This is a genomic window from Bacillus cereus group sp. MYBK101-2, from assembly GCF_051918845.1.
GTDB lineage: Bacteria > Bacillota > Bacilli > Bacillales > Bacillaceae_G > Bacillus_A > Bacillus_A paranthracis.
This window is the reverse complement of record NZ_JBQAIE010000008.1, coordinates 77,840-101,849: the sequence shown is the minus strand read 5'-3', so window position 1 is coordinate 101,849 and position 24,010 is coordinate 77,840. Positions and strand designations below refer to the sequence as shown.

Below are 24,010 nucleotides of genomic sequence, written 5' to 3'. Positions count from 1 at the left end.
AGTATTAAAACGCTACATAGCTTTTTATGTTTTGATATCGATAGTTAGAAAAAGGGGGAGGATTGTTTGAAAAGGAAACAGTTTATAGAGTTGCAAAATGAGTTGTTTCGTTTATTCGAAAAAAGAGAATTCGAAGCGATTTATAGATGCATAGATAAAGCAAAAAGGGAGTTTCCTGAAAGAATAGAAAAAACTAGTTTCTGGGAAGTGTGTGCACTTTCGGCAGAAGGTAAGTATGAGGAAGCGATTGTTAGTTTAAACGAAGCTTTAGAAAAGGGGATTTGGTGGAATCCACATACACTTATGGGGGATGAAGATTTAAAGGGATTACGAGAGAATGCAGCTTTTAAAATGATAGTGAAAAAGTGTGAAGAAATCTTTAAGAAACAGCAGCTAACAGCCGAACCGAAATTATTTACTTATGGAAATAAAGAGGCGAAGATAGGGTTATTTTCTTTGCATTGGAGAGGATCAAATATAAATGATTTTGCACCATATTGGTGTGAAGAAGAAATACTAAATGAGTATATATTAGGTTTTCCCCGGTCCTCACAAATACATGGAATGAAGTCGTATAGCTGGGATAATCATGAAATAGCTATAAAAGACGTTATGAAAACTTTTAATGATTTTGTAAATAAATATAACTTGGAGGACATAATCATCGCGGGAGCTTCTCAAGGGGGAAATATAGCGATAGAGTTAGCGTTAAAGAATATGTCAGCGACTCAAAAATTTATTGCAGTTATACCTGCTATTCGAGATGTTAAGGAAATTGAAAGTATAGTTGTATCAAATGATATAACGAATGTAGAAGGATATATTGTTACGGGAGACAAAGATCCATTTTATGAAAACACACTTCAATTAATGTCTATGTTTGAGGAATATAATGTGGACTGTAAATTAATTGTGAGAGAAGGTTTGGGGCATCTTTTCCCAGCGGATTTTACACAAATATTAAAGAACATAATGGAAGAATGGACAGTTAAAAATATTTAAACAAACGTTTGATTAAAAAAGCACAAACCCTTTAAAACTTTGGGTTTGTGCTTTTTCTTTAAAACATAATTGAAATTAAGAGCATTCCAATTCCGATAGAAGTGAATGTTGCGATTAGGCCTGGAATCATAAAGCTATGATTTAAAACATATTTACCAATGCCAGTTGTACCAGTACGATCAAAGTTAATGGCAGCAACGATTGTTCCGTAGTTTGGAATGAAGAAATATCCATTTACTGCAGGGAACATCGCGATCAGTAGTGCTGGTGGAATACCGAGTGATAATCCAAGAGGCATTAAAGCACGTACTGTTGCGGCTTGGCTATATAGTAAAATAGATAGAATGAATAATGCGATGGCAAATAGCCATGGCGCACTTGTTACTAGATGCTGAATTGATCCTTGAATCATATTTAAGTTTCCGTTAAAGAAAGTATCTCCCATCCAAGCGATACCGAAAATAGCAACAACTGCTGTTGCCCCCGCTTTAAAGACGTTACCAGACACGATGCTTTCTACATTTGGTTTACAGAAAATAATAATAAGAGCTGCAATCGTTAACATAACCATTTCAATTGTGTTTGGCATGGAAAGACGGGCTAACTTCCCATCAACTATCCATCCTGGACGAAGTACTTCAAATGAACCGAGAAGTACGACAAGAAAAGTTCCTACTAGGAAAAGGATAACTGATAATTTAGCGCCTTTTACACCAACAAATTCTTTTTTCTCTTCAATCTTAGGAATCATTCCTTCTTTTAATCGTTTTAAGTATTCAGGGTCTTCATTTAATTCTTTCCCCATTTTGCTAGCAACAAATGCAGCTACCATACAAGCGATGAAAGTAGAAGGGATACTTACTTTTAAAATATCTAATAAAGTGATTTTATAGTCAGCTAACATTGCTAAAAGTGCAACTGTTGCAGCTGATATAGGACTAGCTGTAATTGCTTGTTGGGAAGCAATTACGGCAATTGACATTGGTCGTTCTGGTCTAATTCCGGATTCGCGAGAGACTTCTGCGATAACAGGAAGTACAGAATAAGCAACGTGACCAGTTCCCGCACAAAGTGTGAATAAATAAGTAACAATTGGAGCAAAGAATGTAATGCGTTTTGGATTTTTTCGTAATGCTTTCTCAGCCAGATGAACAAGGTATTCCATTCCTCCAGCGGCTTGGAGTGCACCAGCAGCTGTAATTACTGCTAAAATCATAAGCATTACATCAATAGGAGGAGCTGTAGGTTGTAAGTGGAAGACGAAAACAAGTATTGCCATACCAACGCCACCCATTACCCCTAGACCAACTCCGCCTAGGCGTGCGCCAATAAAGATGCAGAGTAGTAACGTAAGAAATTGTAGCCAAAACATGATAAACTACCTCCGAAATTCATTAGTTAAGATATATTCGAATAATTTAATTTAAATGAAAATTAAAATAAATACTCAAAACAATCCTTGTGTTATATACATTTTTTATTATATAACACAAGAAATGTAACATTCACGTACTTTGTTAAATTATTTCGAAAAAATAATACATTAAAACTTTGCATTTGCATCTCTAAATAGGTAGACATTTTAATTTTTATGTTGTAATCTTTGATAGAGAATAATGTAATTCTCATAGAACTCCCATATCGTTCAACTCGTTCAGCGAGAAAGGCAAACTGGTGGAAACATTAGGACGCAAAACTACAGGAGCTAAGGCCGAAAGGCTACGCTAGCCAGTTACCGGACGGATAGGGTTGGTCTTGACCAATGCTTTTTCATTGGTCTTTTTTTATTTGCAAACAAATGAGAAACCTTATCAGTTGTTGATAAGGTTTTTATTTTAATAGTTTTCCTTTATATTAAGTTAATTAAGAAAGGTGATGTTGATGAAAAAATATTGGCACAAGCTATCATTTCTTCAAAAGAATGTATTGTTAACTGTGTTAGTTATTTTGACGCTTGTTGGTACTATGGGAGCGTTAAGTTTTAACATGTTTCAAAATAGCATGATGTCTATATTTGAAAGGCATTCTTTTGAAACAGGAGATACGGTATTACATAAATTAGACGAAGAAATAGTGAGAGATGTTACAAAGGATCCAGTGGCACAAAGAGAAAAGAGAGAGAAGTTAACAGAGAAATTAGATGAAGCAACGGAAGAATTGAATAGCGTTGGACAAATCTATATTGTTGGAGCAAAAGAAAATGAAAAAGGTGAGTTACTAATCGTCGACTTGTCTACAGAGTTAGCAAATGTTGTTGAAGTAAGGCCGGGAGAATATTATAAACAACCAGATCTTTGGATGAAAGCATACGATAAGGTAATGAGCACGAAAAAAGCAAACATGACAGTAGTATATGAAGATCTATTAGGATCATGGGTAACGATATTAGAGCCAATTAAAGATGGAGACGGAAATATTGTGGCAATTGTTGCAGCCGATGTAGATGCTTCTATTGTTCCTATTACAAAGGAAAAATTCATTATACAAGGTTTAATGTTTATTTGTATTTCTGTTTTAATTGCAACTGTTATTCAATTCTTAATCGTACGTAACGCACTTGCTCCATTGCGGGATTTACGTGAAGGATTACGCAGAGTTGGTGAAGGTGATTTAAGTATTAAATTAGAGGAAAGACCAGATGATATTGGTATTATTAATGCGTATTTTAATAATAACATCGAGAAGTTTAAAGGAATTATAGATAAAGTGAAGCAGACAGCAGAACAGGTTTCCTCATCTTCACAAGAATTGTCAGTGAGTACGAAAGAAAATAGCATGGCAGTCCAAGGAATCGTAAGTTCTATAGTTGAGTTAAGGGCTGGCGTTCAATTGCAAGAAACGTCAGTACCAAAGTATTTAGATATTGTATATGAAATGGAAGATAGGATGGAAGAGATAACTAATATTGCAAAACAAATGACGAAAGAGTCTGAAGGTACGAAGCATCATTCAGAAAAAGGAAATGGTATTATTGAACAGACGATGAATCAAATGAACATAATACAAAATGCAGTACAAGATTTATCTTCTATCATTTATTCTTTGGAAGTAAGATCAAAAGAAATTAGTGATATTGTAACTGTAATTACAAGTATTTCAAATCAAGCGAATTCGCTAGCTTTACATGCTACTATTGAAGCTTCACGTGCTGAGGAAACTGGAGAGGAATTTGCCGTTGTTGCTGATGAAGTGCGTAAATTAGCAGAGCAGACGGAAGCATCAGCAAAAGATATAGCAAAATTAATAGGGGAAACACAAGCAGGAACGGAAGAAGCTGTTGTTTTAATGCAAAAAACCTCAAAAGAAGTAGAGTCTGGAATGAAACTTGTTGAAAGTAGTGGTGCTTTCTTTGAAAAAATTTCGAAATCAGCACAAACTGTTACCAATCAAGTTGGAGTTGTTTCTAGCAATTCAAATAATATATTGCAAAATAGCCAAAATATTGTTCGTGTTGTAAATGAACTATCACTTATTGCAAATAAGTATGCGAATAGTAGTAGTAATGTTGAAGAAATCATGAAAGAACAGGAAATGTCTGTACAGGATATTGCTGAATTAGCCAGTTCTTTAAGCTGGCTCTCACAGGAGTTACAAGAGTTAATTGGGGAATTCAAAAGTTAAATGAAATGATTATACATGCTTTTGTTTGTTCAATAAAATAAATCATGCTACAATGAAAACGAATTAAGGACCGGGGAGCCAATTGGCTGAGAGGATGTGAGCAAACATCGACCCTCAACCTGATCTGGATAATGCCAGCGTAGGGAGTTACTTAAAGTGATGTAGCATATGTTATTCTATAATAACTTGCATACAAGGCTTTCCTACGCAGTAGGAAAGCCTTTTCTTGTTTTAAAATTTAATTTCATAAGGGGGATTTTATTATGTCACAACAAGTTACAATTTCGTTTTCAGTAGTACCACAAGCAAAGAACAAAGATGTGTATTCTGTTGTTGATAAAGCGATTGAGGTTGTACAACAATCGGGAGTTCGTTATGAAGTAGGGGCAATGGAAACGACGCTGGAAGGAGAATTAGATGTACTTCTTGATATCATTAAACGTGCACAACAAGCTTGTGTGGACGCTGGAGCAGAAGAAGTGATTACTTCTATTAAAATCCATTATCGTCCAAGCACTGGTGTAACGATAGATGAAAAAGTTTGGAAGTACCGTGATGAATATGCAAAACCAGAAGCAATCTAAAATAATTACAGCAATTTGGCTTATCCTTCTCATTGCGATATGGGAAGGATCTGTTTCATTATTTAAAATTGAACCGTGGATTTTACCGAAGCCTTCTGCCATTGTTCAAGAATTAATTGGAATGAAAGATTTACTATTACCGAATACGATGCAGACGCTGCAAGAGGTTATAATTGGACTGTTCTTTGCGATTTTAATTGGGACAAGCATTGCAATTCTTATGGACGTTATCCCTTTATTTCGTATTTTAATAAATCCGTTGCTTGTTATTTCGCAAACGATTCCAATCGTTGTACTTGCACCGTTATTTATTATTTGGTTTGGATATGGAATGCTACCGAAAGTAATGGTAGTCATACTCGTTTGTTTCTTCCCGATTGCGCTTAGCATTTTAGAAGGTTTTCAAACGGTAGATAAAAATATGTTGAAGTTGTTGCAAACGATGAAGGCAACGAAATGGCAAGTTTACCAGAAAGTAAAGTTTCCAGCAGTGCTTCCATACTTTTTCTCCGGTTTAAAAATTGCAGTTACATATAGCGTAATGGGAGCGATTATTGGAGAATGGCTCGGTGCCAGTGAAGGATTAGGAGTTATGCTTACAAGGGCTACGAAATCCTTTTTAACAGCCCGAGTATTTGGTGTTGCAGCAATTATTGTAATGGTGACATTATGTCTGTATTTTATCGTGGAGTTTATGGCAAGAATAACAGCACCATGGATATATAGAAAGGACGGCAGAAAATGAAAAAAGGTTTAAAAGTTATGTTGGCTGCCTTATTAGCAGTAGGTGTAGCTGGATGTAATCCGGCGAAGAAAGAAGAAAGTGCAAGTAAAGATCAAAAAGTAAAAGTCGTATTAGATTGGTTTCCGAATACGAATCATACTGGCTTATATGTAGCACAAGCGAAAGATTATTATGAAAAACAAGGATTAGATGTAGAAATTATTCAGCCTGGTGATAATGTGACGGCGGAGCAAATGATAGCTTCAGGAAAAGCTGACTTCGCAATAAGCGCACAAGAAAATGTAACGTTGGCTCGTGTGGAAGGTATTCCTGTTGTATCTGTAGGTGCGATTATTCAGCATAACACTTCAGCTTTTGCATCGCTTAAGAAAGATAATATGACGTCACCGAAAGATTTTGAAGGGAAACGTTACGGTGGCTGGGGAGGACCAGCGGAAGAAGCGACATTAAAGACAATTATGGATAAGCACCAAGCCGATTTTAATAAAGTTGAAAAAATCATTTTAGGACAAACAGATTTCTTTAAATCAATTGGTCGTGATGCAGACTTTGAATGGATTTATTACGGATGGGATGGAATTGAAGCGAAGCGCCAAGGAAAAGAGTTAAATACGATTATGGTGAAAGACTTAGATCCAGCACTTGATTTCTATAGTCCTGTTATGATTACGAGTGAAAAACATACGAAGCAAGATAAAGACTTTGTGAAAAAGTTTATGAGTGCAACGGCAGAGGGTTATAATTTTGCAATTAAAGAACCGAAAGAAGCTGCCGATATTTTAATTAAAGCTGTTCCAGATGTAAATAAAGATTTAGTACAAGAAAGTCAAAAATGGCTAAGTACGAAGTATCAAGATGATGCAAAAGCGTGGGGAGTACAGAAGGAAGAAGTTTGGACGAATTACATGAATTTCTTATATGATAACAAAGTTATTAAGAAGAAAATTGATGTGAAAGATGCCTTTACAAATGAGTTCCTTCCAAGTGAAAAATGAGTGGATTACAAATAAAAGATATTGTGAAATCTTTCGATGGCAAGAATGTATTAGCAAATATTAGTGCTTCTATACGAGAGGGAGAGTTCGTTTCCTTTGTAGGACCGAGTGGTTGTGGGAAAAGCACACTATTAAATATGATCGCAAATATTGAAAATCCAACAAGTGGAAGTGTAACGTATAACGATAAGCAAATTCAAGAGCAAGATGTTGTAAGTTATATGCCGCAACAGGATTTATTACTACCGTGGCGATCAGCTTTACAAAATATCGTTCTTCCGTTAGAAATTGAAGGGAAGCCGAAAAAACAAAGGCTGACAGAAGGAATGGAAGCATTAAAGCAGTTTGAACTAGATGAATATGCAGACCATTATCCAGATGAATTGTCTGGAGGGATGCGTCAAAGAATTAGTTTTCTGCGCACATATTTATGTGAAAAGCCAATTATGCTACTTGATGAGCCTTTTGGTAAGTTAGATGCTTTTACAAAAATGGAAGTACATAGCTGGCTTTTAAACTCTTGGCACCAAGAGAAGCAAACAATCGTTATGGTTACACACGACTTAGATGAGGCAATCTTGCTTTCGGATCGCGTATTTATTTTATCTCAAAGACCAGCATCAATAGTTGGCGAGGTACAAGTGAAATTACCTAGACCGAGAACGATGGATATGTTAACATCACTTGAGTTAAAGAAGGATAAGGAAGAAATTTTGAGAGTATTAGCTCCTTATATGAAAAAATAGAAAAAGTCTTTTAACAGTTTTTGGTATAATTACTGTTAAGAGGCTTTTTTTTAGGGGGAGAAAGATGAAATCTATAGAGCAAATAGTTGATTCGTTAACAGCTGATAATCTTGAAGAAGGAAAGTCCTTATTAAAAAATTATATTTTATTAATGAAGTATGGTATGGAACATCATGAATTAAAAGAAGAAGAAATGATAGAAGTTTTAAAGTGGGTTCAAGGCCGGGATCAATTGAGAAAAGGTGTACCAGAATTATGTGATTTACATTTAGTTAAAAAGTTTCAAGCATTATTAGATGAATTTATTCATTCTATAATTACAAATGGTTATGTGGAAGATGCGGTAGAAATTCTAGAGAGTGTATTAAAAAGTATGGGAGCAGTCGCTCATATTGTAAAAATTATGTTTGTTGGCAAAAGGAAAGTTAATAGAAATTCTTTAGAAATGGTAGAAGAGTTAAAACGAGAGTGCTACAACTTAATGGAAAAGCGTGCTGCTGTCGGGTTGCATGCTCAAATCTTTCACGTTTTAGGTTTCGTTCATTCGATTCAGTTTGATTTAGAAGAAAGGTCACAGGAACATGGGCGAAGTGTAATAGGATTTTTAACAGATTTTAAAACGAATGAATTGAAGTCTGTGCAACAATTTCAAACTGAAGATCATATCCCAGAAGTGAAAAATATAGTGAGTAAAGAGTATGGGATAGAATTACAAAGAAGAATTTATATGTGGAAATCGTTAACAATTATCTTTACAAGTCCATATGCATTAGAAAAGATGTATAAAGAAATTTATGCAGAGAACGATAAAACGGAGAAGGAACAAAAAGAACAATAGAGAATAGAATATAAAAGAGTAGTTTATACTCTTAATATAACAAATGTTAAAGGAGTGAAAGGATAAAATGACTTTATCAACTGTTCTTCAAATGGTTTTAGCTTGATATGGGAGAAGTCTGCCCATTTTTATCGATTAAGCTAAATTGAAGACAGCAGGTAAAGAACCTTAATCCTTTCTTACGATAATATGTAATGGGTAAGGTGTATTCACCTTACCCATTTTTTATATGCACAATTAAATAAGGCTTTATACTGTTGCTCTCTCTATTTAGCTTATGAATCATAAGTAAAGGAGAGAAAATAATGAGTATATTAACGGTAGAAAATTTAAGTCATTCGTATGGTGAGAAAACCATTTTATATAATGCATGTTTTCGAATATTGAAGGGCGAGCATGTTGGGGTAGTAGGGCAAAATGGAATTGGAAAATCAACATTGCTAAGGATTTTAACAGGAGAACTTATACATGATGATGGGAACATTGAATGGTTTCCGCATGTGAAGGTAGGTTTCTTGCAGCAGCATATGGATTTACAAGAAGGGATGACAATTGAGGGATACTTGCAAAGTGCATTTGCTGATTTGTATGCGATTGAATACGAAATGTTAAAAATTGCTGAAGAAATGAATGGAGCAGGAGAAGTAGAAAAACTGTTAGTAAAGTATGGAGAATTACAAACTATATTGGAAAGCTCTAATTTCTATCACATTCATACAGAAGTTGAAGAAGTAGCAATCGGTTTAGGATTATTTGAAATAGGGCTTAAAAAGGATGTTTCAAAGTTAAGTGGAGGGCAGCGAACAAAGTTATTACTTGGGAAGCTCCTTTTAGAAAAAGCTGATGTTTTATTGTTAGATGAGCCAACAAACTATTTAGATACAGCTCATATAGAATGGCTGCAATCGTATTTGAGACTGTATGAAAAAGCTTATGTAATCATTTCGCATGATGAACTATTTTTGAACAGTATTACAAATGTTATTTTTCATCTAGAAGGAGGAAAAGTGCAGCGATACGTAGGAAACTATGAAAAGTTTGTGCAAAGTTACCAATTGCAAAAGAAACAATTACAATCGGCGTATGCGAAACAACAAAAAGAAATCTCTCAGTTAGAAATATTTATTCAAAAAAATAAAATTCGAAAAGCGAAACAGGCTAAAAGTCGAGAGAAAGTATTAGAGAAAATGCAAAGGATTGAAAAGATTCATTCTGTAACTCGATCCCGTTTTGATTTCAATGTTTATGAGGAGCCGGTGAGTCGTATATTGCAAGCTGAGAAACTAAGGATAGGTTATAGTGATCCTTTATGTCCAGAGTTGAATTTACAAGTGAAAAAAGGAGAAAAGATAGCGATTATTGGTCATAATGGAATTGGAAAAACGACGATGTTAAAAACATTATTAGGTCAAATTAAGCCGCTAAGCGGTTCAATTTCTGTTGGAGAACGAGTAAATCCTGCGTATTTTGCCCAGGAAGAGTTTGCTTCAGAAACAACACCCTTAGAGAAAGTTTGGGCAGAACGACCAGATATGACAAAGAAAGAAGTGCGCCAAGCATTAGCAAAGTGTGGATTGCAAGAAGAACATGTATTAAAACCTATTCGTTTATTAAGCGGAGGAGAACAAACGAAAGTACGTTTATGTGAACTTATCGTAAAGAAAAGTAATGTTTTAATTTTAGATGAACCAACTAATCATTTGGATCTAGAAACAAAGAAGGCGTTGCAGGAAGCGCTACAACGATATAAAGGAACCGTTTTACTTGTATCACATGAGCCTTCTTTTTATGAAGCATGGATAACAAAAGTGTGGAATATAGAAGAATGGAACGCTGAACAATATGAATAAAGAAAAGGCATTAGCTTGTATAAGCTAATGCCTTTTCTTTGTGATTAACATGATTTTCGAGAACTCTTACATGAGAATTGTATGAAGAAGCACTCTTATGGTGCGCTTATAAGCGTGCTTTTTCTTTTGTTATGTTTATATTTATAATAATACTAGATGCCTTTCCCTAATAGGCGACTATCCTTCTTTATGTATATATAGATAGTTTGAAATGGAATGAAAATAATTCCTATATGTAAAGGATAATGTGATTAGTATAGGAAGACAATAGAGCTTAAAGGAAATTCATGTAAAATTCAGGTGAACTTCACACGAACTTCATATTGTAAACTAAATATAGTTATAATAGGTTATTATAATGTTGATTTGTGATTTTTCATAAAATTAAAAGTTTGAATTTAGGAGAGAGGAATCAAACCTAAATTCAAACTTTAGTGAAATAATTATTGGAAGTTACGTTTAGTTTTCGCTAATGGATGGATTTACAAGTTCAGCAGGAGTGCCTGTTCCTGCTCCTCCGATTGTAATCGATCCACCAGGAGGAATTTCACCATTCCATCCTGCATTCGTAATTACGTAATGATTATTTATTTTACTACTAATTTTAGAATCCCAAACTTGTGTTAAATTGCCGTTATAATCAAATTCTAATTTCCAGTTTTTAATAGAGGTCGTTCCACTATTTTTAATTACAATCGAGAAGTTGTAACCACTTCCCCAATTTGAAGTGACTGAAAAGGTAGCATTGCTATTTCCACCAGGAGGTGTTGTGTTAGCATCATCTGTTTTTACAATAATAGAAGTAGGCTGTGATTTATTCCCAGCAGCATCTTTTGCTAGTATTGAAAATGTGTATTCTGTATTAGGTTTTAAGTTTTTAATTGCAATGCTATTTGTTGTTGTACTCCACTTCTCTTCTCCAGCAGTAATTTCATATTCCGTAACTCCTACGTTATCAGTAGATGCCGTCCAGTTTAATTGAACTGAGTTTGAATTTTTATTTGTTACAGCAATATTTTTTACGTTTGTTGGTGGCTCAATATCTTTTTGAGTAATAGGTCCACCTAGTAATTCTTTTACTAACGTATCAAGTAATTTTGGTCCACTACAACTATATTTTGGACTTGTGCGACAGTCACCACTAAGCTCCCAAAACATTGCACCACTTAAACCTTTTGTCTTTATATAGTCTGTTTTATATTTCATAGATTCGTTGTCATCATAGCTAATAAACGTGCCCGTAGTCGCATTATATAAATAAGGTACTTTTGCTACATCGTTCCAATAGCGAACAAAACCATTTTTATTAACATAATTAGCTGCTAAATCACCATAATCGTACACACCTGTGTCACCGGTAGAATAATCATCCCAAGTTCCTTTAGAAGCGAGCTTTCCATCACTACCTGGTTTACAAGGTTGGTATTGTCCGTTATTTTCTTTTCCACAACTTTTCCACCCGCGTCCGTAAAATGGTACACCTAATACGAGTTTATCTGCTGGAACCCCTTCATTTGTATAAATGTCTATCGCACCATCTACGTAAAAATTCGTATCCGCTGCTGGGTCATTTGGATCTTTGTATAGAGCTGCATTATGATTAGAAGTAGCTTCCCATCCACCGTGGAAATCATATGTCATAATATTAATCCAATCCAGTATTTGGGAGATTTTCTTTAGCTCTGTATGATCAGCATAACGTTGGCTTGCACCTGATGCAATTGTTAGTAAATATTGTTTACCATCTTCTGCACCAGCTTTCGTTAATGCATTTCGAACATCTTGAAGGAGTAGGGTGAAGTTTTGCTTATCTTCAGGGCGATAACTACCACCAGGAATCGTTTCTACGCCTGGATATTCCCAATCTAAATCAACGCCGTCAAATCCATATTCGCGTAGGAAATCGACTGTAGAATCAGCGAATACTTTTCTTGTTTTTTCATCAGCGGCCATGTCAGAAAAGCGGTTAGACCAAGTCCAGCCACCAACGGAAATAATTGTTTTTAGGTGAGGATACTTAGCTTTTAATCGTTTCAGTTCGCCGAAATTTCCGCAGCGTGCGTATTTATCACAATCTTCCCAAGTTGTACCTGAGCCAGGATAAGATTTTGTGACATCAGCCCATGGCTCACCGAGTACGAGAGTACCATTAGGGACCTCTTTATTTTGCAGTGGTACACCAGATTCTTTACAGTTCCACGTTTGTTTATTTGGATTATCGGGGTGAGTAGAAGGGTTTCCATGTTTTCCATTCCAGCAAATATCAGCGAAAGCATAGTTTAAATGAGTTAGCTTTGATGCATCAATATCTGCAACTTGATAATTACGTCCGTAAATGCCCCATGAAGGAAAATACCCAACAATTTTTTGACTTTGCTTTTGTGAATCTGCTAATGCGACATTGGGAGTAATAAAGTTTGTGAGAAAAAGAGGTAAGAAGAGTAGTAGGGATAGTAATAGCAGTGTGAATTTTTTTGATTTCATAGCCATTTCTCCTTTCAAAATAAAAGATATATTTAAAGGCATGCGCCAATAAATCAAAATGAATCTAGATGAAAATGATCAGACATCACGAAGTCTATACAAGGAGCTGAAGCTGATTAAATCGTAGCAAATGTAAGATTTGGTGTAAACGCTTTATTGAATTCGAAAAGACTTTCTCAATATGAAATGGCTCTAATACAGATTACACATGAAAATAAAATATCGATTAGAGAGGAAAGGGCTTCTTGGAGTTAAATTTGAGAAAAAATTGTATGAGGTCAATTTGTAATAGCGTAGCAAGATAATGAAATTTCATGTAAAATAATAGTAAAAATATGTAAGGGAGGGAGTAATGTGGATGTCTTTTTGAACATTGCTGAAGAAAAAATTCGACAAGCAATACGGAATGGAGACCTTGATCATATTCCGGGAAAAGGAAAACCACTACAATTAGAAGACCTTTCAACGGTACCTCCAGAACTGAGAATGAGTTATAAAATTTTAAAAAATGCGGGCATGATTCCACCAGAAATGGAACTACAAAAAGATATATTAAAAATAGAAGACTTAATTGCGTGCTGTTATGATGAAGCGGAGAGAAAAAAATTACAAGAAGAGTTAACAACAAAAACGCTGCGTTTTCAGCAGGTAATGGAAAAGAGGAAAATGAAAGATAGTTCAGCTTTTCGTATGTACCAAGATAAGGTATTTCGTAAATTACGCTAAGAGGGATAAGATGAATACATTTGAAACGATAGAAGAATTAGCAACATATGTTGAAGAACAACAATTAGTACTGCTCTTTATTAAAACGGAAAATTGTGGTGTCTGTGATGTTATGCTAAGAAAAGTAAATGGTCTATTAGAGAATTATGATTACGTAGAGAAAGTAGAAATATTACTACAAGACATGCAAGAAATTGCAGGGCGATATGCAGTATTTACAGGGCCAACAGTTTTATTATTTTATAATGGAAAAGAGATCCTTCGTGAATCGCGCTTTATTTCACTTGAAAATCTAGAGAGAACTATTCAATTATTCGAAGATTAAGGGAGGTTTTTATATGGAATTTATTATTTTCATACTATTATTTGTTGTAGTTGTAACAATCTTAACAGCAGTTCGATCAAACAAAAAGAAGGTAAATCTTACAAAACAAAATAACATTCATAACTCATCTAACAACTCATCACCATTATTTTTCTTTGCGGGATCTGATAATGATAGCTCGCATGGAGTTTCACATGATTGTGGAGGGTCTTCTGGTGGAGATAGCGGAGGCAGCTGCGATGGTGGCGGAGGTGGCGGTGATTGATGAAAATGCGCCTTATATAGGCGTATTTCTTTTTAAAACAAACGTTTGATTAGTTGGCTTACATATGCATAAAAACAGTTAAACAAACGTTTGATTAATATTTTTAACGTACTAAGGGGAATAGAAATGAAAAGGGAACCGAAAGTGAAAAACAAGGGGAAAGTAATGTTATTTTTATTAGCTGCGGGAGGCGTATTTCTTGTTAAATTAGGATTTAAAATTGGAATCATACATATGATTCGAACATGGTTTGAAAGTACGTTTTCTTAAATAAGGAATATAGCCTCTTGCGATAGAGGTTTTTGATTTGTTATTATTAGACTGAACGGTCGGTTTAAAGAGGTGTGAATATGAGAAGAAGTGCAGAAGAGATAAAGAAAGAAATTGCATATAAAGCAGAAAGTTTGTTTTCACAGAAGGGCTATGCAGCTACATCTATGGAAGAGATTTGTGAAATTACAGAGCGAAGTAAAGGAAGCATTTATTATCACTTTAAAAGTAAAGAAGAATTATTTTTATTTGTAGTAAAGCAGCATACGTATGATTGGCTTGAAAAATGGAATGAAAAAGAGAAGTTGTATAGTACGAATACTGAAAAACTATATGGTCTCGCGCAATATCATGTCGAGGACATACAGCAACCAATTTCAAATGCAATAGAGGAATTCTCTATGAGCCAAGTTGTAAGTAAAGAGATTTTGGATGAACTATTAGCTTTAACTAGAGAATCGTATGTTATGTTTGAGAAACTAATTGAAGCAGGCATACAGTCTGGAGAGTTTCGTGAAGATAATACACGTGATCTTATGTATATTGTGAATGGATTATTATCAGGGCTTGGAGTACTTTATTATGAGTTAGATTATAAAGAGCTACAACGTATTTATAAAAAGGCAATAGATGTATTGTTAAAAGGAATGGCAGCTGAATAATAAGTCAGTTGCTTTTCTATAAAATAAATTAGACCGAACGGTCGGTTTATGAAAGGGGAATGAAAATGAACGCTTTATTTAAAAACCGAGCATTTATGCTCGTTATGGCGTCTGATATTTTACAACAATTTGCAATTTGGATCAGAAATATGGCCCTTCTATATTTCATAATGGAGCGAACGAATAATGATCCAGTTTCCGTTTCATTGTTATCGGTTATGGAATATGCACCTATTTTTATTTTCTCGTTTATCGGTGGTGCGCTAGCTGATCGCTGGAATCCGAAAAGAACAATGGTCGCTGGAGATGTGTTAAGTGTACTATCTATTATAGGTATTGTCTTGTTGTTAAAGCTGGATTATTGGCAGGCTATATTTTTTGCAACACTCATTTCCGCAATTGTAGGTCAGTTCTCTCAGCCATCATCTTCGCGTATATTTAAGCGCTACGTGAAAGAAGAACAGATAGCAAATGCGATTGCATTTAACCAAACATTACAGTCATTATTTCTGATTTTTGGACCAGTGGTAGGATCGCTTGTGTATACACAACTTGGTTTATTTACGTCACTATATAGTTTAATCATTTTATTTTTGTTATCTGCTATCGCCCTTTCGTTCTTACCAAAATGGGTTGAAAAAGAGCAAGTGGCGAGGGATTCATTAAAAAATGATATAAAAGAAGGGTGGAAATACGTTCTTCATACAAAAAATTTACGTATGATTACGATTACTTTCACCATTATAGGCTTAGCTGTTGGACTAACGAATCCATTAGAAGTGTTTCTTGTAATAGAACGGCTTGGAATGGAAAAGGAAGCAGTTCAATATTTAGCCGCAGCTGATGGGATAGGTATGTTAATCGGTGGTATTGTTGCTGCAGTTTTCGCTTCAAAAGTGAATCCGAAAAAGATGTTTATATTCGGTATGAGCATATTAGCGATGTCATTTTTAGTAGAAGGGATATCTACATCATTTTGGATTACTAGTTTCATGAGATTTGGAACAGGTATTTGTTTAGCTTGTGTTAATATCGTTGTCGGTACGCTTATGATTCAACTTGTACCAGAAAATATGGTCGGGAGAGTAAATGGAACAATTTTACCGCTGTTTATGGGGGCAATGTTAATCGGAACTTCACTAGCTGGAGGATTGAAGGAGATGACCTCACTAGTTACTGTATTTTGTATAGCGATGGCACTTATTTTATTTGCTATAGGACCAGTTCTACGCATGCAAATAAATAAAGAAGATGTCGCGAATAAAGAGGAACTAACAAGTTCGTTAGCCTCGAAATAACTATTGTAAGGGAGCAAAACTGCTCCCTTTTTTGTGGTAGTCTTTTGACAATGAAATGTACCGATTATATACTAATGTTGTAAAAACGATTTTACATGTTAGGAGAAAAGATGTGAAAAATCAAATTTATGAATTACGCACTGAAAATAATATTTCACAAGGTGCATTAGCTGATAAATGTAAAGTTTCAAGACAAACGATAAATGCAATTGAGAATAATAAATATGATCCAAGCTTAGCATTAGCTTTTCGTTTAGCGGAAGTATTAGGAACAACTGTTGATAAACTATTTTTGTATAAGATGTAGCGTCTTTCATTGTGGGACGTTATTAATAAAAGTATAGAAAAGATCCTCTTCTTATGTGAAGAGGATCTTTTTCTTATAGTGTTTTAGTCTTTGGATTAGGTGGTGTAACGGATGTATGATTTTCTGGAACTCTAGTTAGTAAGAATCCCCCGATAAGGAATAGTACAATAATGCTAAGGACACCAGCGTTTGTTTTTCCGGTTAATTGCGTTGTAACACCGACTAATATTGGACCCATAATCGCGGCAAACTTGCCAAATATGTTATAAAATCCGAAGAATTCATTTGCCGATTCTTTAGGTACTAGTTTTGCAAAATAGGAACGACTAAGTGCTTGAATCCCGCCCTGAGAAGTAGCAACTAGCATTGCTAAAATCCAGAAATCGAGTGTCGTTTTTAAGAAATAAGCATATATGCAGATAATGATGTAAATAATAATACCGACATATAGCATTTTTTTACCGGTAAATGTCTCCGATAGTTTTCCGTACAATAAAGCGAATGGACAAGCTACAATTTGTGTGACGAATAATATGATTAATAGATTTGTCGCACTAATACCGAGGTCTGTTCCGTAAGCGGTGGACATAGTAATAATTGTATCGACCCCATCAATATAGAAAAAGTAAGCAATTAAGAACATAAAGACCGTTTTATATTCTTTAATATTTTTAAAAGTATCAGCAAGGCGTTTGAAGCTCATTGTAATTGGTCTTGGGTGACGTTCAATATAGTGCGTTTGTTCTACGTTTTTTAGCATTGGAATTGTAAATAATCCCCACCAAAGAGCTGTGATCGCAAATGAAATTTGACTAGCAATGCCGACTGATAAAGGGATAGTTCCTTTTTGAGCAAGAATGATAAGAGCGATACAACCGATAAATGGAATAGTACTCCCAATATAGCCTGAGGCGAAACCTCTCGTAGAAATTCGATCCATTCTATCTTCAGAAGTGACATCTACTAAAAATGCATCATAAAAAATATTTGCTCCAGCAAAACCGACTAATGCGAGCATATAGCATCCTAGTAATAAGTACCACTGAGATGTTGGGACGACTGCTAGCATACTTGTAAATACGATACCGAGTCCAAAGAAGAATGTGAAAAATCGTTTTTTAAATCCTTTATAATCAGCAACTGTGCCGAGAATAGGAGCAAGTATAGAAATTAAAAGTGTTGCGAACGAGTTTGCATATCCCCAATATGCTGTTGAAGTTGCCCCAGATAGTCCAGCTTCTTTTGCAGCTGCTTTAAAGTAAATTGGAAATAATGCAGTTGTAATGACGAGCGAATATACGGAGTTCGCCCAATCGTATAATATCCAGCTTTTTTCTTGTCTGGACATTTTTTTCATATAATGTTCCCCCTTAAATTTGTTCTACTAACAGTGTACAAAAATAAAAATTATAAAAAGAGAAACAGTGATGATTTTTACATAACTTTTACATATATACACAGTTCTTTACAATTGGAGTAAATCCTCTACAATTGATCCGTCTGTTTCACCTAAGTGTAAACCGAGTAGTCTAGCGATAGTTGGGCCTTCATCAATAAGTCTCATATACGGTATGGTAATGCCGCTTTTTATTCCTTTCCCGGCAGCTATAAAAATTGTTTCATAGTTAGGTTTTGTTGGAGAGTATCCATGCGTACCAAATGTATATTTTTTACTAGGCGTAACATCTTTTTCAGTAATTTCTTTTATAAAATCTCCTGTATAGTTTTCAGTAAAATAATACCCTTCTCGTGCTTCTAACATAAATAAACAATTGCCATCTGCACCGCATTCCTTCGCATCCTCATCATGAAGTATAAATTCAATACCGTTTTGTTTATTTTGAAGCAGTTCTTCAAGGAGTAGTTGTACTTCTCGAATTGTATCGGTATCGTTTTTGTCTTTCACATATACATAGGCGGACCCATCGCAACTTTGGCAATAAGCATTCCAGTCTACTAATTTTCCTTTTGAATTTATAGAGATAAGCCCTTTTTGATGAAATAATACATTTAATTGAATGGCTTTGTTTTCACTTAAAGCGCTATGATCACCAAGAGCGATAATGGTGCTCTCTTCGTATAGTCCACTGTCTTTTAAAGCTTGAATAATTTTCCCTAGTCGCTCATCATGTCTATGAATTGCGGCTATTGTTTCTTTTGATTCAAAGCCGTGATAGTGTCTTTGGGTGTCTAAATCGGTGAAATGTACAAACATGACATTAGGCTTTTTCGTCTGGATTGTATGCACAGCAGAAGCAAGTACGAAATCATCAAGTTCAGGTTGTGACAGTCCATTTCGTATATGACCGAAACGACGATTTAAATCTAATTGATATAGCGGGCTACCGCTAAATAATGAAACTAAAACTTGATTTTGCCACGGTCTATTTGGAAAGATTTCTGGTAAATTGTAATCAATATTTGCTCTGCCGGTAACAGGCCATAGAAGGGCAGCTGTCGTTAAATTTGCTTTATGTGCTTCATCATATAACGTTGTTCCTTGTATTGATTTTCGGTACCAATGCCAATCGGGTGATTCACGTCCAGGTTGAAGTAACGTATTGTTAACAACACCATGTTTATTAGGGTAATTACCAGTTACGATTGTTGAGTGACTTGGGTATGTTACAGAAGGATAAATTGGTTCTACTTTTTCGACAACCGTGCCCTTTTTGATTAGAGATTGGAAGTGAGGTAATTTTTGTAGTATAGGAAAATCTAAAGCTGATAAACAGTCAAATGATAAAATGATGACACGATTCGTTAATGCTTTATCCATAAAGTAATCCTCCTAATTATATAAAACCTATTACTATATACTACTATTAATACCTAGTAATAAAAATATGTTTTTAAATAAAATTTATTATTTATTTTCAGAAAAGTTGAACATATAATAAGTATAAGGGAATCTATGGAAGGAGGGAATAGTATGGACTGGTTAGATGGATTTGGTATATTTTACATCATTGGCGGAATCACGATTATCCTTGTATTTGCTATTTCGTATTTACTAAAGAAACGGTTTCCAGACAAGCAGTTCGATATTATATTTGCACTTAGTTTAATACTTCTTTGTTTAGCATCCTTTCCTGTTACAATGATGGTTATTGGTGGATGGGAAGGAATGGGGTATGGGTTTATTGGTTTCTTCGTCCTACTTGGTACACTTATTGGTATGATTGCACATCAACTTTTAAAAATATCACGAAAAAGCTACGTATAAAACTGTAAAAAATGAAAAGAATATATAAAAATAAGAAAATTCACTCTTGTTTTGAAGTGAAATTTATATTATGATATTCAACAAATTTATTTTGTTATAACGATGAAAAAGGACTAGTATATGTTCAACCTTTTTAGCAGAGAGAGAATCCGTCAGGCTGAAAGATTCTTAAAAAGACAACATGGAACCTACCTTTGCGTTCTGCATATGCAGCGGGAATTTCCCGTTATCAAAAAGAGAGCATGCGCAATTTTTGTGCATGAATCAGGGTGGTAACGCCGGCAAAGCTCGGTCCCTATTTAGGGACGCGGGCTTTTTTGTATTTTCTAGAAGGAGGAAAACTGACTATGGCAAAAGAACAAGTACAAGCGATTACGAAGATGGAAGAGGACTTTGCACAGTGGTACACAGATATTGTAAAAAAAGCAGAACTTGTTGATTATTCAAGTGTAAAAGGATGTATGATTCTACGTCCGTACGGCTATGCCTTATGGGAAAATATGCAGAAAGTTATGGATGAGAAGTTAAAAGCAACTGGTCATGAAAATGTGTATATGCCAATGTTTATCCCAGAGAGCTTATTACAAAAAGAGAAGGATCATGTAGAAGGATTTGCTCCTGAAGTAGCATGGGTGACACATGGGGGGGATGAAAAATTAGCAGAAAGACTTTGTATACGCCCTACATCTGAAACTTTATTCTGTGAGCACTTTTCAAAAATTGTGCAATCCTATAATGATTTGCCAAAGTTATATAATCAGTGGTGTTCAGTAGTTCGTTGGGAAAAGACAACGAGGCCATTTCTTCGCACAACGGAATTCTTATGGCAAGAGGGACATACAATTCATGAAACAGCAGAAGAATCTCAAGCTGAAACGTTAAATATTTTAAATCTATATGCTTCTTTCTGTGAAGACTATTTAGCGATACCAGTAATTAAAGGACAAAAAACAGAAAAAGAAAAATTTGCGGGTGCAAAGGCAACTTATACGATTGAAAGCTTAATGCATGATGGGAAAGCACTTCAAACAGGAACATCCCATAACTTTGGAACGAATTTCTCTGAAGCATTTGATATTAAATTTTTAGATCGTACCGGTAAGTGGCAATATGTACACCAAACATCTTGGGGCGTATCAACGAGAATGATAGGTGGACTGATTATGGTTCATAGTGATAATAATGGGCTTGTAATGCCTCCTAAAGTCGCACCAGTGCAAGTTGTTATTGTACCGATTGCGCAGCATAAAGAAGGAGTTTTGGCGAAAGCGATAGAGTTACAAGGACATATTCAAAAGGTTGCACGAGTAAAAATAGATGCTAGTAATAAAACACCAGGTTGGAAATTTAATGAGTATGAAATGAAAGGTATTCCAATTCGATTAGAAGTTGGTCCTAAAGATATTGAAAAGAATCAAGTTGTACTCGTAAGAAGAGATACGAAAGAAAAAGAGTTTATATCAATGGATCAATTAGAAGAACGCATTCCAGCACTACTTGAGGAAATTCATAACTCTTTATTTAATAAAGCAAAAGTATTTCGTGATGAAAATACGTATAGTGTGACGAAGTTTGAAGAGATGAAAAAAGTAGCTGATGAAAAGCAAGGATTTATTAAGGCAATGTGGTGCGGGGAACTAGCTTGTGAAGAGAAATTAAAAGAAGAAGTCGGAGTATCTTCTCGCTGTATGCCTTTTGAGCAAGAGCATTTAGCTGACGAATGTATTTGTTGTGGTAAAGAAGCGAAACAAATGGTGTATTGGGGAAAAGCGTATTAATGCTCTTTTGGATAGGAAGGATGAAAAGGACTTTAGGCTGCATAATAAAATGCAATCCAAAGTCCTTTTTAGTTTTACAATTTGTTTCATGTATTTTTAAGATGGAAGGATATGTTTTTATTTTGCGTTTTTACGGCGAATGAATAGTAACATACCAATTAGGAATGTTGAAAATCCCATTAAAATAGATGCAGGATAATGTGTTGCAGTATTCGGTAACTTATCGCCTTGTTTTTTCGCGTTATCTTTTACGTTACCACCTTGAGAGTCAGTTTCTCCTTGAGAACTGCTATCGCCTTTAACGCGGTTTCCGCCTTGAGAGCCACTGCCTCCTTGAGAACTGCTATCGCCTTTAACACGATTTCCGCCTTGAGAGCCACTGCCGCCAGAACCGTTGCCACCAGAGCCACTGCCATCAGAACCGTTGCCGTCAGAGCCATTACCACCAGAGCTATTGCCGCCAGAACCGTTGCCACCAGAGCCATTGCCATCAGAACCGTTGCCGCCAGAACCGTTGCCACCAGAGCCATTGCCATCAGAACCGTTGCCGCCAGAACCGTTGCCACCAGAGCCACTGCCACCCGAGCCATTGCCACCCGAGCCATTGCCGCCAGAACCACTGCCATCAGAGCCATTGCCACCAGAACCGTTACCACCAGAACCATTGCTACCAGCGCCGTTACCACTAGAACCGCTACCGCCAGAACCGTTGCCACCCGAGCCATTGCCGCCAGAACCACTGCCATCAGAGCCATTGCCATCAGAACCGTTGCCACCCGAGCCGCTACCGCCGGAACCATTGCCGCCAGAACCATTGCCATCAGAACCGTTGCCACCCGAGCCGTTACCGCCAGAACCATTGCCGCCGGAACCACTGCCATCAGAGCCGTTACCGTCAGAACCATTGCCACCAGAACCACTATCGTCCTGAGAACCACCGTTTCCAGGTGGTTTATTATTATCTTTTGAGTTACCTTCTGCGAGATGATCGTTATTTTGTACAATCGCGTTTGTTATTGGAGAGAAGTTTTCTGTTGCTGTATTACCGATATTTAAACCACTAAAAAAAGATAAAGAAAGAGTTGATGCTAAAATAAAAATTTTCGTCATTGATTTCCTCCTGAAAAATTAATATTCCATCTAAAATACATCCCTTTGTAATATTTCATAGGAAAAAGAGTTTTATGCAAAAAAAACTATATATAGAAAAAGGTGGTGTATTTCTCAAGAGAGAAAAGAGTTAGTGTAAATTCTTTATAGTAGTAGAGTAGTGGGAATTTCACACCCATTACAGTAGAGGAAGTGACAGCAGATGAAAGAGTATATTGCATTTGATATTGGTGGTACACACATTAAATATGGAATTGTTTCAGAAATAGGAACAGTACTAAAGCATAAAACAGTTCCAACAGAAATTCATTTGGGCGGAGAACAAATCATTCAAAAACTCATTCTTTTATCAAAAAAATTAATGGGGGAACATAAGGTTTGGGGAATTGGTATTAGTACGGCAGGAATTGTTGACGTTAATAAAGGGATTGTGACGGGAGGTGTGGATCATATTCCGGGCTATAGTATGATTCCTATTATGAATAGATTGCAAGATGTATTAAAAGTTCCTGTATCCATTGATAATGATGTGAATTGTGCAGCGTTTGGAGAAAAGTGGAATGGTAGTGGAAGAGAGAAAGGAAACTTTATTATGCTCACCCTTGGAACTGGTATTGGAGGAGCGATTTTTATAGATGGAGAGTTATATAGAGGGCATTCGTTTAGTGCTGGTGAGTGGGGAAATATGTTAATAGAAGGAAAAGCGTTTGAAGAGGTCGCTTCCGTTTCAGGGTTAATTCATCTTGTCCGAAAATATAAAGGAGAAGGTGATTGGAATGGGAAAACGATTTTCGAACTGTATGATAAAGGAGATAGGGAAGTTACGCAAGTAGTTGAGGTGTTCTTTAAACATTTAGCGATTGGAATTAGTAATCTTGCTTATATTTTTAATCCAGAAACAATTATTATTGGTGGAGGAATTACAGCTAGAGGAAATGAGTTTTTAAAAGAAGTAAAAGAAGAGGTTAGTAAATACTTAAATAAAGAGATTTATAGTAATTGTGAGATTGAACTTGCGCAAAACGGTAATTGTGCAGGAATGGTTGGTGCTATTTACCACTTCTTACATCATCATAAGTAAATTATATGAATGTTTTCATATAACTGAGAATTTATCCTTTTTATCACTAGGTAAATAATGCTACAATATAAGGGAAGAATACAATATTTTCCGATTT

The 24,010-nt window shown here is 35.6% G+C and carries 23 protein-coding genes, 2 riboswitches and 1 other annotated feature; of the genes, 18 read left to right on the top strand and 5 right to left on the bottom strand.

Going from position 1 to position 24,010, the window contains the following annotated elements; all coding sequences use genetic code 11:
* Window positions 1-66 precede the first annotated feature (66 nt).
* The gene (locus ACTFSI_RS16870) at window positions 67-1,002 is read left to right on the top strand and encodes an alpha/beta hydrolase (RefSeq protein WP_044790815.1); all 936 of its coding nucleotides are present in this window, start codon (window positions 67-69) and stop codon (window positions 1,000-1,002) included.
* 58 nt (window positions 1,003-1,060) lie between these two features.
* Here ACTFSI_RS16870 and ACTFSI_RS16865 read toward each other — a convergent pair whose 3' ends face one another.
* A complete protein-coding gene (locus ACTFSI_RS16865) occupies window positions 1,061-2,374 on the bottom strand; it encodes an anaerobic C4-dicarboxylate transporter family protein (protein WP_000498726.1) in 1,314 nt (437 codons plus the stop codon).
* Window positions 2,375-2,657: 283 nt separating this feature from the next.
* Window positions 2,658-2,742, top strand: a riboswitch (cyclic di-GMP riboswitch).
* A gap of 141 nt (window positions 2,743-2,883) precedes the next feature.
* Here ACTFSI_RS16865 and ACTFSI_RS16860 point away from each other — a divergent pair.
* The 7 genes from ACTFSI_RS16860 (at window position 2,884) to ACTFSI_RS16830 (ending at window position 10,381) form a co-directional block, all read left to right on the top strand.
* Window positions 2,884-4,623 (top strand): methyl-accepting chemotaxis protein, encoded by a 1,740-nt coding sequence (locus ACTFSI_RS16860; RefSeq protein WP_138322522.1) that lies wholly within the window; start codon window positions 2,884-2,886, stop codon window positions 4,621-4,623.
* A 61-nt stretch (window positions 4,624-4,684) separates the two neighbouring features.
* Window positions 4,685-4,786, top strand: a riboswitch (TPP riboswitch).
* Window positions 4,787-4,886: 100 nt separating this feature from the next.
* On the top strand, window positions 4,887-5,207 hold the full coding sequence (locus ACTFSI_RS16855) for an MTH1187 family thiamine-binding protein (protein WP_000082897.1): 321 nt from the start codon (window positions 4,887-4,889) through the stop codon (window positions 5,205-5,207).
* Window positions 5,179-5,952, top strand: a complete 774-nt coding sequence (locus ACTFSI_RS16850) for an ABC transporter permease (RefSeq protein ID WP_001057149.1) — start codon at window positions 5,179-5,181, stop codon at window positions 5,950-5,952. The genes ACTFSI_RS16855 and ACTFSI_RS16850 overlap by 29 nt, the downstream gene beginning before the upstream one ends.
* Window positions 5,949-6,947 (top strand): ABC transporter substrate-binding protein, encoded by a 999-nt coding sequence (locus ACTFSI_RS16845; RefSeq protein WP_074615471.1) that lies wholly within the window; start codon window positions 5,949-5,951, stop codon window positions 6,945-6,947. Before ACTFSI_RS16850 ends, ACTFSI_RS16845 begins: the two co-directional genes overlap by 4 nt.
* Entirely contained in the window at window positions 6,944-7,693 is a 750-nt protein-coding gene (locus ACTFSI_RS16840; protein WP_138322521.1) for an ABC transporter ATP-binding protein, read from the top strand. The genes ACTFSI_RS16845 and ACTFSI_RS16840 overlap by 4 nt, the downstream gene beginning before the upstream one ends.
* Window positions 7,694-7,757: 64 nt before the next feature.
* Window positions 7,758-8,531 (top strand): hypothetical protein, encoded by a 774-nt coding sequence (locus ACTFSI_RS16835; protein ID WP_000835397.1) that lies wholly within the window; start codon window positions 7,758-7,760, stop codon window positions 8,529-8,531.
* Window positions 8,532-8,836: 305 nt separating this feature from the next.
* On the top strand, window positions 8,837-10,381 hold the full coding sequence (locus ACTFSI_RS16830; RefSeq protein ID WP_000025938.1) for an ABC-F family ATP-binding cassette domain-containing protein: 1,545 nt from the start codon (window positions 8,837-8,839) through the stop codon (window positions 10,379-10,381).
* Between the two features lie 459 nt (window positions 10,382-10,840).
* On the opposite strand, the gene ACTFSI_RS16825 is transcribed toward ACTFSI_RS16830, so the two are convergent.
* On the bottom strand, window positions 10,841-12,865 hold the full coding sequence (locus ACTFSI_RS16825) for a glycosyl hydrolase family 18 protein (RefSeq protein WP_138322520.1): 2,025 nt from the start codon (window positions 12,863-12,865) through the stop codon (window positions 10,841-10,843).
* A gap of 354 nt (window positions 12,866-13,219) precedes the next feature.
* Between ACTFSI_RS16825 and ACTFSI_RS16820 the strand changes: the two genes are divergently transcribed.
* From ACTFSI_RS16820 to ACTFSI_RS16790, 7 genes are all read left to right on the top strand, one after another.
* Complete coding sequence (locus ACTFSI_RS16820) at window positions 13,220-13,591, top strand: J-domain-containing protein (protein ID WP_000382360.1); 372 nt, start codon at window positions 13,220-13,222, stop codon at window positions 13,589-13,591.
* A gap of 10 nt (window positions 13,592-13,601) precedes the next feature.
* Window positions 13,602-13,916: a thioredoxin family protein gene (locus tag ACTFSI_RS16815; RefSeq protein WP_001091219.1), complete on the top strand. Its 315-nt coding sequence runs from the start codon at window positions 13,602-13,604 to the stop codon at window positions 13,914-13,916.
* Window positions 13,917-13,929: 13 nt separating this feature from the next.
* Window positions 13,930-14,181: a hypothetical protein gene (locus ACTFSI_RS16810; protein WP_070805149.1), complete on the top strand. Its 252-nt coding sequence runs from the start codon at window positions 13,930-13,932 to the stop codon at window positions 14,179-14,181.
* Window positions 14,182-14,307: 126 nt separating this feature from the next.
* Window positions 14,308-14,451, top strand: a complete 144-nt coding sequence (locus ACTFSI_RS16805; protein ID WP_000817976.1) for a hypothetical protein — start codon at window positions 14,308-14,310, stop codon at window positions 14,449-14,451.
* Window positions 14,452-14,531: 80 nt separating this feature from the next.
* Window positions 14,532-15,113: a TetR/AcrR family transcriptional regulator gene (locus ACTFSI_RS16800; protein ID WP_440045512.1), complete on the top strand. Its 582-nt coding sequence runs from the start codon at window positions 14,532-14,534 to the stop codon at window positions 15,111-15,113.
* 65 nt (window positions 15,114-15,178) lie between these two features.
* On the top strand, window positions 15,179-16,411 hold the full coding sequence (locus ACTFSI_RS16795; protein WP_138322519.1) for an MFS transporter: 1,233 nt from the start codon (window positions 15,179-15,181) through the stop codon (window positions 16,409-16,411).
* A gap of 55 nt (window positions 16,412-16,466) precedes the next feature.
* The gene (locus ACTFSI_RS16790) at window positions 16,467-16,718 is read left to right on the top strand and encodes a helix-turn-helix transcriptional regulator (protein WP_002078892.1); all 252 of its coding nucleotides are present in this window, start codon (window positions 16,467-16,469) and stop codon (window positions 16,716-16,718) included.
* A gap of 73 nt (window positions 16,719-16,791) precedes the next feature.
* Here ACTFSI_RS16790 and ACTFSI_RS16785 read toward each other — a convergent pair whose 3' ends face one another.
* Window positions 16,792-18,075, bottom strand: coding sequence for an MFS transporter (locus ACTFSI_RS16785; protein WP_440045511.1), 1,284 nt, complete (start codon window positions 18,073-18,075; stop codon window positions 16,792-16,794).
* Window positions 18,076-18,183: 108 nt separating this feature from the next.
* Window positions 18,184-19,497 carry an alkaline phosphatase family protein gene (locus tag ACTFSI_RS16780; protein ID WP_270363600.1) on the bottom strand — a complete coding sequence of 438 codons (1,314 nt, stop codon included), beginning with the start codon at window positions 19,495-19,497 and terminating at the stop codon, window positions 18,184-18,186.
* A 153-nt stretch (window positions 19,498-19,650) separates the two neighbouring features.
* Between ACTFSI_RS16780 and ACTFSI_RS16775 the strand changes: the two genes are divergently transcribed.
* Both ACTFSI_RS16775 and proS read left to right on the top strand, forming a co-directional pair.
* Entirely contained in the window at window positions 19,651-19,944 is a 294-nt protein-coding gene (locus ACTFSI_RS16775; protein WP_000383851.1) for a YesK-like family protein, read from the top strand.
* A gap of 93 nt (window positions 19,945-20,037) precedes the next feature.
* Window positions 20,038-20,244 (top strand) — a binding site (T-box leader).
* A 47-nt stretch (window positions 20,245-20,291) separates the two neighbouring features.
* Window positions 20,292-21,722 (top strand): proline--tRNA ligase, encoded by a 1,431-nt coding sequence (gene proS / locus ACTFSI_RS16770; RefSeq protein ID WP_001040954.1) that lies wholly within the window; start codon window positions 20,292-20,294, stop codon window positions 21,720-21,722.
* Between the two features lie 117 nt (window positions 21,723-21,839).
* On the opposite strand, the gene ACTFSI_RS16765 is transcribed toward proS, so the two are convergent.
* Window positions 21,840-22,832 (bottom strand): LPXTG cell wall anchor domain-containing protein, encoded by a 993-nt coding sequence (locus ACTFSI_RS16765; protein ID WP_440045510.1) that lies wholly within the window; start codon window positions 22,830-22,832, stop codon window positions 21,840-21,842.
* A gap of 202 nt (window positions 22,833-23,034) precedes the next feature.
* On the opposite strand from ACTFSI_RS16765, the gene ACTFSI_RS16760 reads away from it, so the two are divergent.
* On the top strand, window positions 23,035-23,913 hold the full coding sequence (locus tag ACTFSI_RS16760; protein WP_070805151.1) for an ROK family protein: 879 nt from the start codon (window positions 23,035-23,037) through the stop codon (window positions 23,911-23,913).
* The last annotated feature ends 97 nt before the right edge of the window (window positions 23,914-24,010 follow it).